Here is a 16,667-nt window from a genome sequence, read left to right as displayed (position 1 = left end):
GCAGTGTACCGGCGAGAGTTGCCGACGTACAGAAGTGCAGGCCCGGCGGAAACCCTCCCGCCGGGTGCGAGATGTCTTACGACTCTTCGGCGACGGGCGTCGACACGGGTTCCGGTGTCGGTGTCGGGCCTTCGCGGCGACTCTCCTGGAACCAGTGCAGGGCGATCAGTACCAGGGTCGGCACGCCGAGCGCGGCCGTGATGATGAAGAAGTTGTGATAGCCGAACTTCTCCACCATGACCCCGGAGTAGCCGCCGATGAGGCGTGGCAGCAACAGCATGATCGAGCTGAGCAGGGCGTACTGGGTCGCGGAAAACTTCAGGTTGGTCAGGCTGGACAGGTAGGCGACGAACGCCGAAGTGGCCATGCCCGAGCTGAAGTTGTCGAGGGAAATGGTCACCACCAGCATCTGCAGGTTCGGGCCCATGTCCGCCAGCATCACGAACAGCAGGTTGGTGGCTGCCGACGCGGCACCGCCAATGAACAGGATCGGCAGAATCCCGAAGCGCACGATCAGCAGGCCGCCCATGCCGGCGCCCACCAGAGTCATGATCAGGCCGAAGATCTTGCTGACGCTGGCGATCTGGTCCTTGGTGAAGCCCTGATCGATGTAGAACACGTTGGCCATCACGCCCATCACCGTGTCCGACATGCGATAGGTGGCGATCAGGCCGAGCAGCAGCAGGGCCTGCCAGCGGTAGCGCAGGATGAAGTCGTTGACCGGGGTCAGCACCGGGGCCAGGCCACGGCGACCCATGGTCGACAGGCACAGGCCGGTCAGCAGGGTATAGAGAATGGCGCGCAGGAATGCCCGGTCTTCCAGCAGCAGGTCCAGCGGGCTCATGGTGCCGAACAGCACGCTGGCGAAGTCGGTGTTGTAGAGCTGGGTGAACATGGCCGGTACGGAAACCAGCAGGACGATCAGCACGAACACCGACATCAGCTGGTGCATGAAGGTGTAGCGCCCGGCCTGCAACTGGGTACGCAGCGGCACTGGCGGCTCGCGCATCAGCAGGGTGGTGATCAGGGCAGGCACCATCAAGGCGCCGAACAGCGCGTAAGTGCCGGTCCAGGCCGAATGCTGGTAGTTGAAACCGGTGGAACCGAAACCTTCGGCGAAGAACAGTGCGCCGGCAGTCGCCAGCAGGGCCGCGACCCGATAACCGGACATGTAACTGGCGGCCAGGGCAGCCTGTCGGTTGTCTTCGGCGATTTCCAGGCGATAGGCGTCGACGGCGATGTCCTGGGTGGCGGAAGCGAAAGCGACGATCACGGCAATGGCGATCAGCCAGGACAGGTGTTTCTGCGGGTCGCAGAAGCCCATGCCGATCAGGCCGAGGATCACCAGCGACTGCGCAAGCACCAGCCACGAACGGCGTCGGCCCAGTTTGCCGAGCAACGGCAGGCGCCATTGATCGAGCAACGGCGACCAGACCCATTTGAAGGCATAGGCCAGACCGATCAGGCTCGCATAGCCGATCGTCTCGCGGGCTACACCGGCTTCACGCAGCCAGACCGAAAGTGTCGAGAACACCAGCATGTACGGCAGGCCGGCGGCGAAACCCAGCAACAACAGCACGAGCGTCGAAGGACTGGCATAGGCGGCGAGCGCGGCGCGCCAGGTTTTACGGGGCATGGGCTGAAGTCTGCCTCAAGATTGCGAAAACAAAGCGCGCACTCTAACCGCTGTGCTCTACCGGACGCCAGCCATGGCGCCGAATATCCACACGATTGTTCAGGATCGTAACGCCCTCCATACGCAATCGTGCCCGCTGCTCATCACCCGAAAGGCTGCCTGCCGGCAGGCTGATCCGACCGCCGGCACCGAGTACGCGGTGCCACGGCAGCTTGGTGTCGCCCGGCAACTGGCTCAGGGTGCGGCCGACCCAGCGGGCGGCGCGCCCCAACCCGGCCAGTTCGGCCAACTGACCATAGCTGACCACCTTGCCCTCAGGTACCTGGGCAAGGGTCGAGTAGAGTGCCGTGCGTCGGATTTGCGGATCGTTTTCGCAGGCTTGTATCGGGTCTGTCACGTGCGCCGTTCCTGAACAGGGTCGATTCCTGGATGAAAGGGTAATCCGTGATCGGGCAATTGAGAAATGAACTCAACAGAAATAGCCGGGTCACTCCTTGTCAGAGGATTATTCCTACGGATAATGCCGACCCTTTTTTCGCAACCCCGAGTTTCCGATTCGCTTATGTTGTCCAGAACCCTGTTGTGCCTTGCTGTCTTCAGTGCGTCCACGCCCTTGCTTGCCGATACCGTCTGGTTGAAGAACGGAGACAAGCTGAGCGGCAAAATCACCCTGTTCGACGGCGGCAAGTTGCTGGTCCAGACCCAGTACGCCGGCGCGGTCACCATCGACTGGAAACAGGTCAAGACGCTGGAAAGCGATCAGGAACTGCTGGTCAAGCAGGACGCCTACAGCGGCGAGAAAGCCAAGTCGCTGACCGCCGCTGAGGATGGCAAGGTCACCCTGGCCAACGGCGAAGCGCCGAAAACCGTCGAGCTGGCGAGCATCCAGCAGATTCTCAAGCCCAAGCCGGTGGTCGAGGATCTGGTCTGGAAGGGCAATGTCGATCTGGCCCTGGATTATCAGCGTGCCGAAAAAGACACCAATGACTACGACATCGGCTTCAAGACCTCGGCGCGCCATGGCCGCTGGCGTCATACCGCCGAGGGCGAGTACAACCGCGAAGTCCAGGATGAGGTGGTGACCACCAACAACTGGCGTGCCGAATACGCTCTGGACCGCTTCCTGACCGACAAGTGGTTCTGGCAGGGGCGGTTGAACTACAAGCGCGATTACGTCGAAGAGCTGTCGCGCCAGCGGGTGGTCGGTACCGGTCCGGGCTATCAGTTCTGGGATGACGAGCTGGGCGCGTTCTCCCTCGGCTCGCTGCTCAACCGCACCGATTACGAGTACAGCGACGGCGGCACGGACAACTTCTACTCCGTCGCCATGAAATGGGACTACAACCGCTACCTGATCGGCAAGAAGGTGCAGTTCTTCACCACCGGCGAGATTGGCAAGCCGCTGTCGGACGTCGCCAACTATGCCCTGGATTCGGAAGTGGGCCTGCGCTACAAGGTGACGGACTGGGCCTCGCTCAATCTCAAGGCCGAGCGTGACATCATCAGTGGCACCAAGGATGCGGATCTGAACAAGACCCGCTACACCGCCGGGTTTGGCGTGGCCTGGTAACGCCGCACTCCGAGGTGGGAGAAAGCCCAGCAGCTTCAGAATTGCAGGGCTTCTTTGTTTTTATTCCTTCGATTTATCTTCGTTGGCGGAAATGTAGGCACATTTTTCCAGCTTTTTGCCCATCAGGTATTGGCATTCGTAGCTCAGACTGCCGTTGTCTCTCCAGAAGCGGATTGGGCCATGTTCTTTTCCGTCTACGTAGTCGGCAGACGATGCCATTTCACCATTTTCGTGCCATGTAACGGATGAGCCCTGAAGCTTATCGTCCTGATATTTTTGATGCTCCTTTAGTTGCCCTGACTCGTACCATCGCTTGAAATCCCCTTGCTTGCGATTTTGTGCGTCCCACTGCCATTGCAGCGTTTGCACGCCTTGCTGAGTCCATTGTTCGTAGCTGAGTCGATTTCCATCTTTATAGAACGCTTTTTCCTTCACCTTGCCGTCGATGAAATATTCGATTACCCAGCCAACCGGTTTGCCATTCACATCGTTTCGGGTGAACTGTGTTGTTCCATTTTCAAAGTAGTGGATGGTGGGGCCCTCGGATTTACCGTTCACGAAAAGGGTGCTGTAGCGCAGCTTTCCGTTCGGGAAGTAACCGAGGCTAGGGCCGTCCCACACGTTGTTCCGGTAGTGTGTGCGGCCTATCAAGGCTCCATCTTCGTCATACTCCAGGTACTCGCCATCCACACGTTTGCCTAGGTGCCACTTGTAGGATTCGGCAATCTTGCCATTGGCATGGTAGATGGTTTGCGTTCCGTCGAGTTCGTTGTTCAGGTAGCTCTCTCGCTGGTTGACTGTGCCATTTTCGTCGTATGTCAGCGCTTCGCCCTGACGCTGGCCGCTGGCGTCACTCTGTTGGCTTTTATGCAGCGTGCCGTTTGGATAGTAGGACTTGTACGCAAGGACGGGTGTCCCTGAAACAAAGTCTTCGTTATCTACAAAGTAGTCTCGGCTCAGGGTGTGGGTTTCTAGGTTGAAGATTTGCACTTTCCAGACCTTGAGACTGGCGTCATAGGGCATGGGCATTTTCAGGTAGTGGGAAGCCACGCCTTTGCCGGTCGGAGCAAAATGTTCATCGAGATAAAGCTTGCCGTCGACTAAATGGGTCATCAGCTCGCCACACTCTTCCACTGTGCAAGGGCGTACCTTCTCGAAGAAAGCGCGTTTTCGCTCGCAAGCCGAAAGAGTGAGCAAGAGAGGGACTTTTTGGTCGATCAAATCCTGGATCTCGCCAAGCGCGCGGCGAAACGACTCGGCGGGAATGCCCGCTGACTCTGGCGTGAGGTAGATTTCGTTGCTCCCGCAGGTGTGCGGCGTCGAGAGCGTGAGTAGCGCTGCGGCTCTTAGTTGTATGGGGGCATGTCCATTTACCTCGGGCCCCTTAGCCAGATAGGTTGCGCGAGGGTTCATGTCGATGATCACAGTGGCGTGATCAGGTTGTGGGTCTGCGTTGAGCGGCGGTGCGAATACCAGCAGCAGAGCGTTGAACGCCTTCCAGGAGATGAATTGCATCCTGCTTCTTCCGTGTGATTTCCAGGGCGCGGAGCATAAAGAGCTGAAGCACGGACAGGGGGAAACTAAATACGCGGACACAAAAAAGCCCCGCTTTTAAGGGCGGGGCTTCTTAGCTAGGAAGCTACAAGTTAGATAACTTGTACTTCTTCAGCTTGCATGCCTTTCTGACCGCGGGTAGCGATGAAAGAAACCTGTTGGCCTTCTTTCAGGCTTTTGAAGCCGTCGGACTGGATAGCTTTGAAGTGAACGAACAGGTCGTCACCGGATTGTGGAGTGATGAAGCCGAAGCCTTTTTCATCGTTGAACCACTTAACGGTACCGGTTTGGCGATTAGACATGGTGTAACTCCTTGAACAAAGATAACTGCGACTCAGGAAGAACCCTGGCCGAGACTGAGTGCAAAGAGCAGGAAAAATTCTTGTAGATGGTTGGATCGAAATTCAACATATCGTGTAGAGATTCTCAGTGACACAAGCAGCACAGTGGCGCCACCTTAACCCTTTTTCCGGAACGTGCCAATGCTTCTTGCGAAGGTTTCTCCGTTTTAAGGATCGGCGGTGTGACGGTTCGTCGCGAAGCCGCGTATTTCCTGCATGTTCGGCGAGATTTGCACCCTGGACTTTGAACCCGGCGGCGCGCCCGGTAAGATGCCGGACAGATTTTTTCCACCTCGCTATTCAGGACACCCCGCCATGAGCATCAAATCGGACAAGTGGATTCGCCGCATGGCGCAGGAACACGGCATGATCGAGCCGTTCGTCGAGCGCCAGGTACGTGGCAGCGACGACAGCCGGGTGATCTCCTACGGTGTGTCGAGCTACGGCTACGATGTGCGTTGCACCAACCATTTCAAGGTGTTCACCAACATCAATTCGGCCATTGTCGATCCGAAGAACTTCGATGCCGGCAGCTTCGTCGATGTCCACAGCGATGTCTGCATCATCCCGCCGAACTCCTTCGCCCTGGCCACGACCGTTGAATACTTCCGTATTCCGCGCAATGTCCTGACCATCTGCCTGGGCAAAAGCACCTACGCCCGTTGCGGCATCATCGTCAACGTCACGCCGCTCGAGCCTGAGTGGGAAGGCCAGGTGACCCTGGAGTTCTCCAACACCACCAACCTGCCGGCGAAGATCTACGCCAACGAAGGTGTGGCGCAGATGCTGTTCCTGGAGTCCGACGAGGAGTGTGAAGTTTCCTACAAGGACCGCGCCGGCAAGTACCAGGGCCAGCGTGGCGTGACCCTGCCACGGACCTGAGCCGTCCATCCGGCAGTTACCGGGAATTCTTCGGCGGGTAGACACTCTATGGGGTGTACTGCCCGTTTCGCGAACAGCGGGACGGGCCTTCGCCGAGGAGTGCTCCATGAAGATCGATCCGCAAATCACTGCCGAACTGGCAAGGCTCGAGCCCAATCAGGTTGGCGTATTGGCCTGGTCCTTGTTGGCACACCCGCCCGTCACCCTGGCTGGCGGAATTCCTCACCAGCCTGATCCCGACACCCCCAACGAAGAACCGACCGAGCCCGGCGAGCCTACGTTGCCGGACAAACCGCCACCCGCGCCCGTCGCTTGATTGAATGTATGGCCCGTTGGCTGAATCCTGAACAGGATTTCAGCCGACGGGCCATATTTCGTTGTCGCCAATGGCAAAGATCCGACAGCTGTCTTCCTTCTCCACCGGATAACCGCCAGTGAACGCACCGAAGGCCGGCAGCAGGCTGACGCGCTCTCCCAACCTGAAACACGCCAGCCGCAGACGCTGACGCCCCTTGCCGTTCAATCGATAGACCGGATGCACGTGCCCGGCGAGGACGTGGCGTTCAGGGTGCGGATCGGGTTCGTGCTGCAGCGCGAAGGGCCCGAGCAGCAAGGGCTCCGGCACCACCCGAATGTTCAGCGTCTGCGGTGGATCACCGGCACGTTTATCGTGATTGCCGCGAATCAGCGTGATCGGCAGATCGGCATGACGCGCCCGCCACTGCGCCAATGCCTGCAAGGTGCCGGTGGCGTGGGAGCCGGGGCCATGCAGAAAATCACCAAGGAATATCAGTTGCCGACACGGCAGTTTCGCCAGCAACTGTTCGATCACCGCAATGTTGCTCGCCGTGGTGCCCTGCGGCACCGGTTGCCCCAGGCGCCGGTAGGCGGCCGCCTTGCCGAAATGCACGTCGGCAATCAGCAGCGCCTGTTGCGCCGGCCAGTACAGTGCCTTTTCCGGCAACAGCCAGAGTTCTTCGCCCGCCAGACGCACAGGGTAGGGCGCGCCCATCAGGATTGACCCTTGTCGGCGGTTTTCTCCAGATCGCCGACCATGCGCCGGATGCGGTCGGCGAGTTTTTCCGAACTCATGCTTTCGCGCATGCGTTCCACCAGCAGCGGGAAGCCAAGCGGTGTAGGACGTTTGATCAGGTGCATGTCCAGTTTCATCTGGTTGATTCGCTCCAGCGTCTGTTCCAGTCGACGAATATCCAGTTCTTCCCGTAAGACTTCTTCCCCGGCCTGCGCCAGCAACAGATTGTCGGCGTCGTATTGTTTGAATACTTCGAAAAACAGTCCGCTGGAGGCCTGTACCTGTCGGGTGCTTTTTGGCGCGCCGGGGTAACCGGCGAACACCAGGCCCGCGATCCGGGCGATTTCCCGAAACCTGCGCAGCACCAGCTCACCCGCGTTGAGACTGGCGAGCACATCCTTCAACAAATCCTCGGGACTGAGCAAAGCGCCATCCAGTTGCACAGACCAGTCAACCGGCGTGGCGCTGAGCAATTCCAGCCCGTAATCATTGACCGCAATCGAGAAGGTCACAGGCAGGCGCTGGCTGACCCGCCACGCCAGCAGACTGGCCAGCCCCAGATGCACCTGACGTCCGGCAAACGGGTAAAGGAAAAGGTGCCAGCCTTCGCGGGATTTCAGCACTTCGGTCAGCAGGCTGTCGGCCGTCGGCAGACCCGACCAGCGCACCTGCGTTTCCAGCAGCGGTCGCAAGGCCTGCATTTCCGGGCCGGCAAACTCACCTTGTGCTGCAGCGCTGAATCGAGTGACCACCGCTTCAGCCAGTTCGCTGGACAGTGGCATGCGCCCGCCATTCCAGCGCGGCACGGCGGCTTTTTTCGCGGTGCTGCGTTTGACGTAGGCGGTCATGTTTTCCACCCGCACCAGTTCCAGCAAGCGTCCGGCGAACAGAAAACCGTCGCCGGGTTTGAGGCGGGCGATGAAGCCTTCTTCAACGCTGCCCAGTTGCTTGCCGCCTCCGCCCTTGCTCCAGAATTTCAGCTGAATGCTGGCGTCGCTGACGATGGTGCCGATGCTCATCCTGTGGCGGCGGGCCAACCGGGCATCGGGGACGCGCCAGATCCCGTGCTCATCCGGTTCGACCCGGCGGTAGTCGGGGTACGCCGTCAGCGACATCCCTCCATGGCGTACGAACGCCAGCGCCCAGGCCCATTCCGCCAGCGTCAGGTCGCGATAGGCCCAGGCTCCCCGGACTTCTTCGTACAAGTCCTCGGGTAAAAAGCCACCACCCAGGGCCATGCTGACCAGATGCTGCACCAGCACATCCAGCGGTTTGTGCGGCGACAGTCGCGGTTCGATCCGTCGCTGCGCCACCGCATCGCGGGCGGCAGCGGCTTCGATCAGTTCCAGACTGTGGGTTGGCACCAAGGTGACCCGCGACATTCGACCAGGCGCATGGCCTGAACGTCCGGCACGCTGCATCAGACGCGCCACGCCTTTGGCTGAACCGATCTGCAGTACCCGCTCGACGGGTAGAAAGTCCACTCCAAGATCCAGGCTCGAAGTGCAGACCACGGCTTTGAGTTGACCATTCTTCAACGCCTGCTCGACCCAGTCCCGGGTCTCGCGGGACAGCGAGCTGTGGTGCAAGGCAATCAGACCGGCCCAGTCCGGTCGTGCTTCCAGCAAGGCCTGATACCAGATTTCCGACTGCGCCCGAGTATTGGTGAACACCAGGCTGCTGGCGCAGACGTCCAGTTCGGCAACCACTTGGGGCAACATTTTCAGACCGATATGCCCGGCCCAGGGAAAACGCTCGATCTGCGGTGGGAGCAGGGTATCGACCCGCAGCGTTTTTTCGCTTTGCCCCTGAATACTCACGCCACCGCCCTGTGGGATCAGGACTTGTTCAGCGTGGGACTGATTGCCAAGCGTCGCGGAAACACCCCAGACAATCAGTCCCGGATGCCAGCGCCGCAGGCGGGCGAGGGCCAGTTGCAATTGCACGCCACGCTTGTTGCCGAGCAATTCGTGCCATTCATCGACCACGACCATGCGCAAGGTCGACAGCGCCGTTTGCGCGTCGGCGCGGGCGAGCATCAGGGTCAGGCTTTCCGGGGTGGTGATCAGCGTGGTCGGCAGGCGCCGGTTCTGCCGGGCGCGTTCGCTGCTGCCGGTGTCACCGGTGCGCAGGCCGACGCTCCAGGGGATGTGCAGATCATCCAGCGGCGTTTGCAGGGCACGCGCGGTGTCGGCGGCCAGCGCCCGCATCGGTGTGATCCACAAAACGGTCAGCGGCTCGGCAGGTGGCGGGCGTTTGCGGGTTGTCTCTGCGGCAGGCCCGGAGCGGGCAAATCGATCGAGCGCGGCAAACCACACCGCGTAGGTTTTACCGGCTCCGGTGCTGGCGTGCAGTAGCCCCGATTCCCCACGTTTGACTGCCGCCCACACCTGTTTCTGAAAGGCGAACGGCTTCCAGCCTCGGGCGCTGAACCAGTGTCTGGCGAAGTCGGTGGAAGTGCCCATGCCGGCGACGTGTGCTCTGAAGGTGTTCCTTCAGTGACCGCGCCGGCAGGGCAATAGTTTTACTTGAGATTGCCGCTGAGGAACTGCTTCAGGCGTTCACTTTTCGGATTGCCCAGAACGTCTTCAGGCGCGCCTTCTTCTTCCACCAACCCTTGGTGCAGGAACAGCACCTGGCTCGACACCTTGCGCGCAAAGCTCATCTCGTGGGTGACCATGATCATGGTCCGGCCTTCTTCGGCCAGGCCCTGAATCACCTTGAGCACTTCGCCGACCAGTTCCGGGTCGAGCGCCGAAGTCGGTTCGTCGAACAGCATGACTTCCGGCTCCATGGCCAGGGCCCGGGCGATGGCCACCCGCTGTTGCTGGCCGCCGGAGAGGAAGGCCGGGTACTGATCGGCGACCCGTGCCGGCAGGCCGACCTTGTCCAGATAACGCCGGGCGCGATCATCGGCCTCGGCCTTGCTGCAACCCAGCACCCGGCGCGGGGCCATGGTGATGTTTTCCAGCACGGTCATGTGGCTCCACAGGTTGAAATGCTGGAACACCATGGCGAGGCGGGTGCGCAGGCGTTGCAGTTCCTCGGCGTCGGCGACGTGCATGCCGTGGCGGTCGGTGACCATGCGGATCGCCTGGCCATCAAGGCTCATGGCGCCGTCGTTGGGTTGTTCGAGGAAGTTGATGCAGCGCAAAAAGGTGCTTTTGCCCGAGCCGCTGGCGCCGATCAGGCTGATCACGTCACCGGTTTTGGCTTTGAGCGAAACGCCTTTGAGCACCTGATGGTCGCCATAGCTTTTGTGCAGGCCTTCTACGGTCAGTTTGTACATGGGACAGGCATCCTCAAGGCGAAAGTAAGTAGCCGCTGCGATAGGCTTCGGCGCCCGCGACGTGGGCGATCACCATGCCGGCGGTGGCCATGCGCCGCAGCGAGCGGGCATAGAGCAGACCGGAAGCGGTGCAATGGACAGGCGTAACCCGATCGTTGACCGGGTCGATGATTTCGGCGATTTGCTGCCCGGCTTCCAGATGCTGGCCGGGCGTGGCGGTGTACACCAGCAGGCCGCCGACCGGCGTGGTGACAGGTTCGACGCCTGCCAGCGGCGTGGCCGGCAGCGGTAGCTCCGGCAGCGGTTTCGAGGCGCCTGCGATGGCACCGAAGTGAGTCAGGTAATCGAGCAGCGCCTGACAGTCACGACTGGCCACCGGATGGCTGACGTCGCCCTGGCCGCGCAGCTCGACCGTGACCGAGAAACTGCCGAGGGGGATTTCGAAGTGCTCGCCGAAGCGTTCCTTCAATTGCCACCACAACAGGGTGAAGCATTCGTCGAACGACTGACCGCCGGAGTCGGTGGCCAGCAGGCTCGCCTTCGATTCGATGTAGCGCGCCAGCGGCTCGACCTGCGGCCAGGCCTCGGGCGTGGTGTAGAGGTGAACCACGGATTCGAAATCGCAGTGCAGGTCCAGCACCATGTCCGCGTCACAGGCCAGGCGTTGCAGGGTCAGGCGCTGGGATTGCAGCTGAGTCGTGGCGGTATGGCGGGCGAGGGCGTTGCGCAGGCTGGTGCGGATCAGTTCGAGGTTGCGCTGCGGGTCGTCGCACAGTTGCGATTCGATTTCGTTGCCGATCTCTTCGCTGAGGTCGACGAACCAGCGGTTGAAATTCTGCCCGCTCTCCAGTTCGTAGCGGCCCAGCGGCACGTCCATCAGCACCTGTTCGAGGCCGACCGGGTTGGCCACCGGCACCAGCACGATTTCGCTGATCAGGCGGCCGGCGGCTTCCAGCTCCGCCAGGCGCTGCTTGAGGTGCCAGGCCACCAGCATGCCGGGCAGTTCGTCGGCATGCAGCGAGGACTGAATGTAGATTTTGCCTTTGGCCTTTTCCGGGCCGAAGTGAAAGCTGTGGATCTGTCGTGCGGTCCCCGGCAGCGGGGCCAGCAGGTCATGTATCTGGTGGCGCATTGCAGAGAGGTCCTAGTGAGTCGGCCCGAGGAAGGCCAGCCATCGGCGTTCGGCAAGACGGAACAGGCCGACCAGCGCAAAGGTGATGGTCAGGTAGATCAGCGCGGCGATGCCGAACGACTGGAAGGTCAGGTAGGTCGCCGAGTTGGCGTCCCGTGCGACTTTCAGGATATCCGGGATCGTTGCGGTGAACGCCACGGTGGTCGAGTGCAGCATCAGGATCACTTCGTTGCTGTAATACGGCAGCGAGCGACGCAGTGCCGACGGCATGATCACGTAGGCATACAGCTTCCAGCCGGTCAGGCCGTAGGCCTTGGCCGCTTCGACTTCGCCGTGGTTCATGCTGCGGATCGCCCCGGCGAAAATCTCCGTGGTGTAGGCGCAAGTGTTGAGGGCAAAGGCGAGGATCGTGCAGTTCATCGCATCGCGAAAGAATGCATCGAGCATCGGCTGGGCGCGCACGGCGGCCAGGCTGTAGATCCCGGTGTAGCAGATCAGCAGCTGGATATAGAGCGGCGTGCCCCGGAACAGGTAGGTGTAGAACTGCACCGGCCAGCGAATGTAGAAGTGCGGGGAAACCCGGGCAATCGACAGCGGGATCGACACGATGAAACCGATGAAGATCGAGGCGCTGAGCAACCACAGGGTCATGGCCAGCCCGGTGATGTTGTTGCCGTCGGTATAAAGGAAGGGTTTCCAGTATTCCTGCAGGAGTTCGATCATCGTACGGCCTCCCGGGCACCGGCGGCATAACGGCGTTCGAGCCAGCGCAGGATGACGTTCGAGGCACTGGTGATCAGCAGATAGATCAAGGCGGCGAGTACCAGGAAGTAGAACAGTTGATAGGAGCTTTTGCCGGCGTCCTGGGCGGCTTTGACCAGATCCGCCAGGCCGATGATCGACACCAGCGCGGTGGCCTTGAGCATCACCATCCAGTTGTTGCCGATGCCCGGCAGGGCGAAGCGCATCATTTGCGGAAACACCACGAAGCGAAAGCGCTGGCCGCGTTTGAGGCCGTAAGCCGTGGCGGCTTCAACCTGACCCCTTGGCACGGCGAGGATCGCGCCGCGGAAGGTTTCGGTGAAATACGCGCCATAAATGAAGCCCAGAGTGATCACGCCGGCCGTGAAGGAGTCGATTTCAATGTAATCCCACTCCATGACATCGGTCAGCGCAGTCAGCCAGGTTTGCAGGCTGTAGAAGATCAACAGCATCAGCACCAGGTCCGGCACCCCGCGAATCAGCGTGGTGTAGAGCTGGGCAGGCAGGCGCAGCAGTTTTGATTTGGACAGTTTGGCACTGGCGCCCAGCAGGCCGAGCAACACGGCCACCAGCAGCGACAACGCCGACAATTTGATGGTCATCCAGGTGCCTTCCAACAGCAGCGGACCGAAGCCCTTGAGGCTGAAGGCGGAGAGCCCCAGATTTTGTAAGAGGTTTTCGAACATAAATCAGCAACCTGAGCGGATGAAAAAGGCGCCCATCGAAGGATGGGCGCCGGTGCATTATTTGCCGCTGTACAGATTCAGATCGCCAAAGTGTTTCTTTTGAATCTCGGCGTATTTGCCGTCGTCGTGTAACGCTTTGATACCTTTATCTAAAAGCGCCTTCAGCTCTTTGTTACCTTTCTTAATACCGACAGCGGTTTTGGCTGGCAGCAATTCGCTGTCAACCGGCTTGCTGACTTCGTATGCGGCACCGTCCGGCGACTTCAAAAAGCCCAGTTCGGCTTGCAGCATGTCCTGGATCGAGGCGTCGAGACGGCCGTTTTTCAGGTCGGCGTAGACCTGATCCTGGTTGGCGTAAGCCTGGATTTTCACCCCGGCCTTCTCCAGCACGGCCTTGGCGTAGGCTTCCTGGATGGTGCCTTGCTCGTAACCGACGGATTTGCCTTTCAGCGAAGCGACGTCATCGGTCAGGCCGGAACCCTTCTTGAATACGTAGGCCGTCGGGCCGGAGAACAGCTCGCTGGAGAAGTCGATGGCCTTTTCACGGGCCGGTGTTACCGTCATCGACGAGATCACACCGTCAAATTTATTGGCGTTGAGGCCCGGAATCATGCCGTCGAAGTCGCTTTCGACCCACTTGCACTTGACCTTCAGCTCGGCGCAGATCGCGTTGCCCAGATCGATGTCAAAGCCCACCAGGCTGCCGTCGGCCGCTTTCGACTCGAACGGTGCGTAGGAAGGATCGACGCCAAAACGCAGCTCTTTGTATTCCTTGGCCAGCGCGGAGCCGGCGGCCATGCACAACGCCAGTGCAGAAAGGGTCAGCAATGCTTTTTTCATTATTCAATCCCTAAGAACCAATATGAGCGCTTGTGGCGCAGAATTATTGTTACTGGAACGCTTACGACTTATAGAAAGTAGCAATTTCCGAACCAGAGTCCCGAACAAGTGTTTTAAAAGGTGTAGGAAGGGCGGGCACAGCGGGAGGAATGCCCGAAAACGGGCATGGAAAATCGGATGCACCCTTTCAGCGCAGGAAGGGCTTTTCCGGGGCAGGAGTCAGACCAGCAGATTCTGCAACGTCGCCAGGTTGTCGGCTTCTTCCACGGTCTTGTCCTGGCGCCAGCGCAGCATGCGCGGGAAGCGCACGGCGATGCCGCTCTTGTGCCGGCGCGACAGGGCGATGCCTTCGAAACCCAGTTCGAACACCAGGCTCGGTGTCACGCTGCTGACCGGGCCGAACTTTTCCACGGTGGTCTTGCGCACGATGCTGTCGACTTCGCGCATTTCCTCGTCGGTCAGGCCGGAATAGGCCTTGGCGAACGGCACCAGTGCGCGGGCGCTGGAACCGGGTGGCCCGTCCCACACCGCAAACGTGTAATCGCTGTAGAGGCTGGCGCGCCGGCCATGGCCGCGCTGGGCGTAAATCAGCACGGCGTCGACACTGAACGGATCGACCTTCCATTTCCACCACACGCCCATGTCCTTGGTGCGGCCGACGCCGTACATCGCGTCGCGGGCCTTGAGCATCATGCCTTCGACCCCCAGTCGCCGGGAGGCCTCGCGCTGCCGGGCGAGGTCGAACCAGTCGCTGCCGGTCAGCACCGGGGAGGGCAGCAGCACCGGGTTGTTGCAGCGGGCGATGACCTGTTCCAGTTGCTCGCGTCGTTTGATCTGCGGCTGGTTGCGCCAGTCTTCGCCCTGCCACTCCAAAAGATCGTAGGCGAGGATCACCACCGGTACGTCTTCAAGGATCTTCCTGTCCAGAGTCTTGCGACCGATCCGTTGCTGGAGCAGGGCGAAAGGTTGCACCGCCGGTGGCGCCGTCGAATCCGGATCAAAGGCTTCGGCGTCAGGCCGGGTGTTTTTCCAGACCACGATTTCGCCGTCGATCACCGTGCCGTCAGGCAAGCCCTCAACCAGCGAGTCGAGTTCGGGAAAGCGTTCGGTCACCAGTTCCTCGCCCCGGGACCAGATCCACAACCGCCCGTCACGCTTGACCACCTGCGCGCGGATGCCATCCCATTTCCACTCCACCTGCCAGTTGCTGGCCGGGCCGAGCAAGTCTTCGAACTGCTCGACCGGTTGCGACAGGCCGTGGGCGAGAAAGAACGGATACGGCTGGCCGCCACGCTGGGCGTGTTCGTCGCTGGACTCGGGGGCGATCAGTTTCAGATAGCTGGCGGCGTCCGGCCGGTTGGACAAGTCGGTGTAACCCACCAGCCGTTGCGCCACGCGTTTGCTGTCCAGCCCGGCCATGGAGGCCAGGGCACGGGTCACCAGCAATTTGGACACGCCGACCCGGAAGCTGCCGGTGATCAGTTTGATGCACAGCATCAGGCTCGGCCGGTCCAGTTGCGCCCACAGCGCTGGCAACTGACGAGCAAGGTATTCCGGGGTTTCTCCGCGCAGCGGCAACAGCTTGTGCTCGATCCATTCGGCGAGGCCCGCCTCGGAGGTGTGCGGATTTTCCGGCAAGACCAGCGAAATGGTTTCCGCCAGATCGCCGACCGCTTGATAGCTCTCCTCGAACAGCCACGGCGTGAGTCCGGACACTTCGACGGCGAGTTCGCGCAGGATCCGTACCGGCACCAGTTGTCGTGGTCGCCCGCCGGACAGAAAGTAAACCGCCCACGCGGCATCTTGCGGTTCCGCCTGGGCGAAGTAGGCCTGCATGGCCGCGAGTTTCGCATTACTGGAAGTGGTAGCGTCGAGTTCGGCATACAACCCGGCGAAGTCTTTCATGGTTGTACCTCGGCGACGACTGGCTCGGTGGCGAGGTTGTCCTGTTCATCATCACCGTATTCGGTGTTGAAGCCTTGGGCATCCAGGCCTTTTTCGCGCAGGTGGCGGACCAGCACACCAATCGAGCCGTGGGTGACCATCACCCGTTCGGCACCGGTCTGTTCGATGGCCCACAACAGGCCGGGCCAGTCGGCGTGATCCGAGAGCACGAAGCCGCGATCCACGCCGCGCCGCCGACGGGTGCCACGCAAGCGCATCCAGCCGCTGGCGAAGCTGTCGCTGTAGTCGCCGAAACGCCGCATCCAGCTGCTGCCACCCGCCGAAGGCGGGGCGATGACCAGCGCCTGACGCATCAGCGGATCGTTTTTCTTCACGTCGCCGGCGTAGATCGTCGGCGGCAGATACACGCCGGCCTCGCGGTAGACCCGGTTCAGCGGTTCCACCGCGCCGTGGCTGAGGATCGGGCCGAGGGTTTCGTCGATGCCGTGGAGGATGCGCTGGGCCTTGCCGAAGGAATAGCAGAACAGCACGCTGGTTTTGCCCGACGCAATATTGGCCTGCCACCACTGATTGATCTCGCCAAACACCTGCGCCTGCGGCTGCCAGCGGTAGATCGGCAGGCCGAAGGTCGATTCGGTGATGAACGTGTGGCAGCGCACCGGTTCGAACGGCGCGCAGGTGCCGTCGGGTTCGATCTTGTAGTCGCCGGAGGCGACCCAGACTTCACCGCCGTATTCGAGTCGCACCTGAGCCGAGCCCAGAACGTGTCCGGCAGGGTGAAAACTCAAGGTGACACCGTGGTGGGTCAGGCGCCGGCCGTACTCAAGTGATTGCAGGTTGATGTCCTGACCCAGACGCGCACGCAGAATCCCTTCGCCGGCGCTGGCAGCCAGATAGTGTGCGTTGCCGGTGCGGGCGTGATCGCCGTGGGCATGGGTGATCACCGCGCGCTCGACCGGACGCCACGGATCGATATAGAAGTCCCCGGCGGGGCAGTACAGGCCTTCGGGGCGGGCGATAACAAGGTCCATGGCGTT

At 60.8% G+C, this 16,667-nt stretch carries 16 protein-coding genes; 3 read left to right on the top strand and 13 right to left on the bottom strand.

All coding sequences use genetic code 11. The annotated features are described in order from the left end of the window. Positions 1-76: 76 nt before the first annotated feature. The gene (locus M5B44_RS02340; RefSeq protein ID WP_114881691.1) at positions 77-1,636 is read right to left on the bottom strand and encodes an AmpG family muropeptide MFS transporter; all 1,560 of its coding nucleotides are present in this window, start codon (positions 1,634-1,636) and stop codon (positions 77-79) included. A 43-nt stretch (positions 1,637-1,679) separates the two neighbouring features. Next, positions 1,680-2,033: an MGMT family protein gene (locus M5B44_RS02335; RefSeq protein ID WP_248738122.1), complete on the bottom strand. Its 354-nt coding sequence runs from the start codon at positions 2,031-2,033 to the stop codon at positions 1,680-1,682. A gap of 165 nt (positions 2,034-2,198) precedes the next feature. Here M5B44_RS02335 and M5B44_RS02330 point away from each other — a divergent pair, with 165 nt between their 5' ends. After that, complete coding sequence (locus M5B44_RS02330) at positions 2,199-3,206, top strand: DUF481 domain-containing protein (RefSeq protein ID WP_134825700.1); 1,008 nt, start codon at positions 2,199-2,201, stop codon at positions 3,204-3,206. Between the two features lie 60 nt (positions 3,207-3,266). Here the strand turns inward: M5B44_RS02330 and M5B44_RS02325 are convergent, their stop codons facing one another. Together M5B44_RS02325 and M5B44_RS02320 are read right to left on the bottom strand one after the other, a co-directional pair. After that, positions 3,267-4,721 carry a toxin-antitoxin system YwqK family antitoxin gene (locus M5B44_RS02325; protein WP_248738121.1) on the bottom strand — a complete coding sequence of 485 codons (1,455 nt, stop codon included), beginning with the start codon at positions 4,719-4,721 and terminating at the stop codon, positions 3,267-3,269. A 131-nt stretch (positions 4,722-4,852) separates the two neighbouring features. Further along, entirely contained in the window at positions 4,853-5,062 is a 210-nt protein-coding gene (locus M5B44_RS02320) for a cold-shock protein (protein WP_002554837.1), read from the bottom strand. 354 nt (positions 5,063-5,416) lie between these two features. Between M5B44_RS02320 and dcd the strand changes: the two genes are divergently transcribed. Further along, positions 5,417-5,983 (top strand): dCTP deaminase, encoded by a 567-nt coding sequence (gene dcd / locus M5B44_RS02315; RefSeq protein ID WP_007954988.1) that lies wholly within the window; start codon positions 5,417-5,419, stop codon positions 5,981-5,983. Positions 5,984-6,089: 106 nt separating this feature from the next. Continuing rightward, on the top strand, positions 6,090-6,299 hold the full coding sequence (locus M5B44_RS02310) for a hypothetical protein (RefSeq protein WP_065259270.1): 210 nt from the start codon (positions 6,090-6,092) through the stop codon (positions 6,297-6,299). A gap of 39 nt (positions 6,300-6,338) precedes the next feature. Here the strand turns inward: M5B44_RS02310 and pdeM are convergent, their stop codons facing one another. The 9 genes from pdeM to M5B44_RS02265 all read right to left on the bottom strand — a co-directional run bounded on the left by pdeM (position 6,339) and on the right by M5B44_RS02265 (position 16,661). Next, the gene (gene pdeM, locus M5B44_RS02305) at positions 6,339-6,995 is read right to left on the bottom strand and encodes a ligase-associated DNA damage response endonuclease PdeM (protein WP_248738120.1); all 657 of its coding nucleotides are present in this window, start codon (positions 6,993-6,995) and stop codon (positions 6,339-6,341) included. Then, on the bottom strand, positions 6,995-9,481 hold the full coding sequence (locus M5B44_RS02300) for a ligase-associated DNA damage response DEXH box helicase (protein WP_248738119.1): 2,487 nt from the start codon (positions 9,479-9,481) through the stop codon (positions 6,995-6,997). The genes pdeM and M5B44_RS02300 overlap by 1 nt, the downstream gene beginning before the upstream one ends. A gap of 59 nt (positions 9,482-9,540) precedes the next feature. Next, complete coding sequence (locus M5B44_RS02295; RefSeq protein ID WP_085712923.1) at positions 9,541-10,305, bottom strand: ABC transporter ATP-binding protein; 765 nt, start codon at positions 10,303-10,305, stop codon at positions 9,541-9,543. Positions 10,306-10,318: 13 nt separating this feature from the next. Further along, a complete protein-coding gene (locus M5B44_RS02290) occupies positions 10,319-11,437 on the bottom strand; it encodes a succinylglutamate desuccinylase/aspartoacylase family protein (RefSeq protein WP_248738118.1) in 1,119 nt (372 codons plus the stop codon). 12 nt (positions 11,438-11,449) lie between these two features. Beyond that, positions 11,450-12,160, bottom strand: coding sequence for an ABC transporter permease (locus tag M5B44_RS02285; RefSeq protein WP_085712925.1), 711 nt, complete (start codon positions 12,158-12,160; stop codon positions 11,450-11,452). Continuing rightward, the gene (locus tag M5B44_RS02280; protein ID WP_065259276.1) at positions 12,157-12,885 is read right to left on the bottom strand and encodes an ABC transporter permease; all 729 of its coding nucleotides are present in this window, start codon (positions 12,883-12,885) and stop codon (positions 12,157-12,159) included. The genes M5B44_RS02285 and M5B44_RS02280 overlap by 4 nt, the downstream gene beginning before the upstream one ends. A gap of 57 nt (positions 12,886-12,942) precedes the next feature. Further along, a complete protein-coding gene (locus tag M5B44_RS02275) occupies positions 12,943-13,725 on the bottom strand; it encodes a transporter substrate-binding domain-containing protein (RefSeq protein WP_065259277.1) in 783 nt (260 codons plus the stop codon). A 219-nt stretch (positions 13,726-13,944) separates the two neighbouring features. Then, a complete protein-coding gene (locus M5B44_RS02270; RefSeq protein ID WP_248738117.1) occupies positions 13,945-15,630 on the bottom strand; it encodes an ATP-dependent DNA ligase in 1,686 nt (561 codons plus the stop codon). Continuing rightward, positions 15,627-16,661: a ligase-associated DNA damage response exonuclease gene (locus M5B44_RS02265; RefSeq protein ID WP_248738116.1), complete on the bottom strand. Its 1,035-nt coding sequence runs from the start codon at positions 16,659-16,661 to the stop codon at positions 15,627-15,629. Before M5B44_RS02265 ends, M5B44_RS02270 begins: the two co-directional genes overlap by 4 nt. Positions 16,662-16,667: the final 6 nt, after the last annotated feature.

Source organism: Pseudomonas sp. MWU12-2029, from assembly GCF_023242425.1.
In the GTDB taxonomy this organism is placed as follows: Bacteria; Pseudomonadota; Gammaproteobacteria; order Pseudomonadales; family Pseudomonadaceae; genus Aquipseudomonas; species Aquipseudomonas kribbensis.
Note: the sequence above shows the minus strand (reverse complement) of the source record. Positions and strands in the feature narration are given on the sequence as shown.

Bases quoted from the DNA above. Each gene is read 5' to 3' on its own strand.
- M5B44_RS02290 (WP_248738118.1), bottom strand. From the start codon at position 11,437: ATGCGCCACCAGATACATGACCTGCTGGCCCCGCTGCCGGGGACCGCA.
- M5B44_RS02320 (WP_002554837.1), bottom strand. From the start codon at position 5,062: ATGTCTAATCGCCAAACCGGTACCGTTAAGTGGTTCAACGATGAAAAA.
- M5B44_RS02265 (WP_248738116.1), bottom strand. From the start codon at position 16,661: ATGGACCTTGTTATCGCCCGCCCCGAAGGCCTGTACTGCCCCGCCGGG.
- M5B44_RS02295 (WP_085712923.1), bottom strand. From the start codon at position 10,305: ATGTACAAACTGACCGTAGAAGGCCTGCACAAAAGCTATGGCGACCAT.
- M5B44_RS02270 (WP_248738117.1), bottom strand. From the start codon at position 15,630: ATGAAAGACTTCGCCGGGTTGTATGCCGAACTCGACGCTACCACTTCC.
- M5B44_RS02325 (WP_248738121.1), bottom strand. From the start codon at position 4,721: ATGCAATTCATCTCCTGGAAGGCGTTCAACGCTCTGCTGCTGGTATTC.
- M5B44_RS02340 (WP_114881691.1), bottom strand. From the start codon at position 1,636: ATGCCCCGTAAAACCTGGCGCGCCGCGCTCGCCGCCTATGCCAGTCCT.
- M5B44_RS02285 (WP_085712925.1), bottom strand. From the start codon at position 12,160: ATGATCGAACTCCTGCAGGAATACTGGAAACCCTTCCTTTATACCGAC.
- M5B44_RS02300 (WP_248738119.1), bottom strand. From the start codon at position 9,481: ATGGGCACTTCCACCGACTTCGCCAGACACTGGTTCAGCGCCCGAGGC.
- dcd (WP_007954988.1), top strand. From the start codon at position 5,417: ATGAGCATCAAATCGGACAAGTGGATTCGCCGCATGGCGCAGGAACAC.
- pdeM (WP_248738120.1), bottom strand. From the start codon at position 6,995: ATGGGCGCGCCCTACCCTGTGCGTCTGGCGGGCGAAGAACTCTGGCTG.
- M5B44_RS02330 (WP_134825700.1), top strand. From the start codon at position 2,199: ATGTTGTCCAGAACCCTGTTGTGCCTTGCTGTCTTCAGTGCGTCCACG.
- M5B44_RS02310 (WP_065259270.1), top strand. From the start codon at position 6,090: ATGAAGATCGATCCGCAAATCACTGCCGAACTGGCAAGGCTCGAGCCC.
- M5B44_RS02275 (WP_065259277.1), bottom strand. From the start codon at position 13,725: ATGAAAAAAGCATTGCTGACCCTTTCTGCACTGGCGTTGTGCATGGCC.
- M5B44_RS02280 (WP_065259276.1), bottom strand. From the start codon at position 12,885: ATGTTCGAAAACCTCTTACAAAATCTGGGGCTCTCCGCCTTCAGCCTC.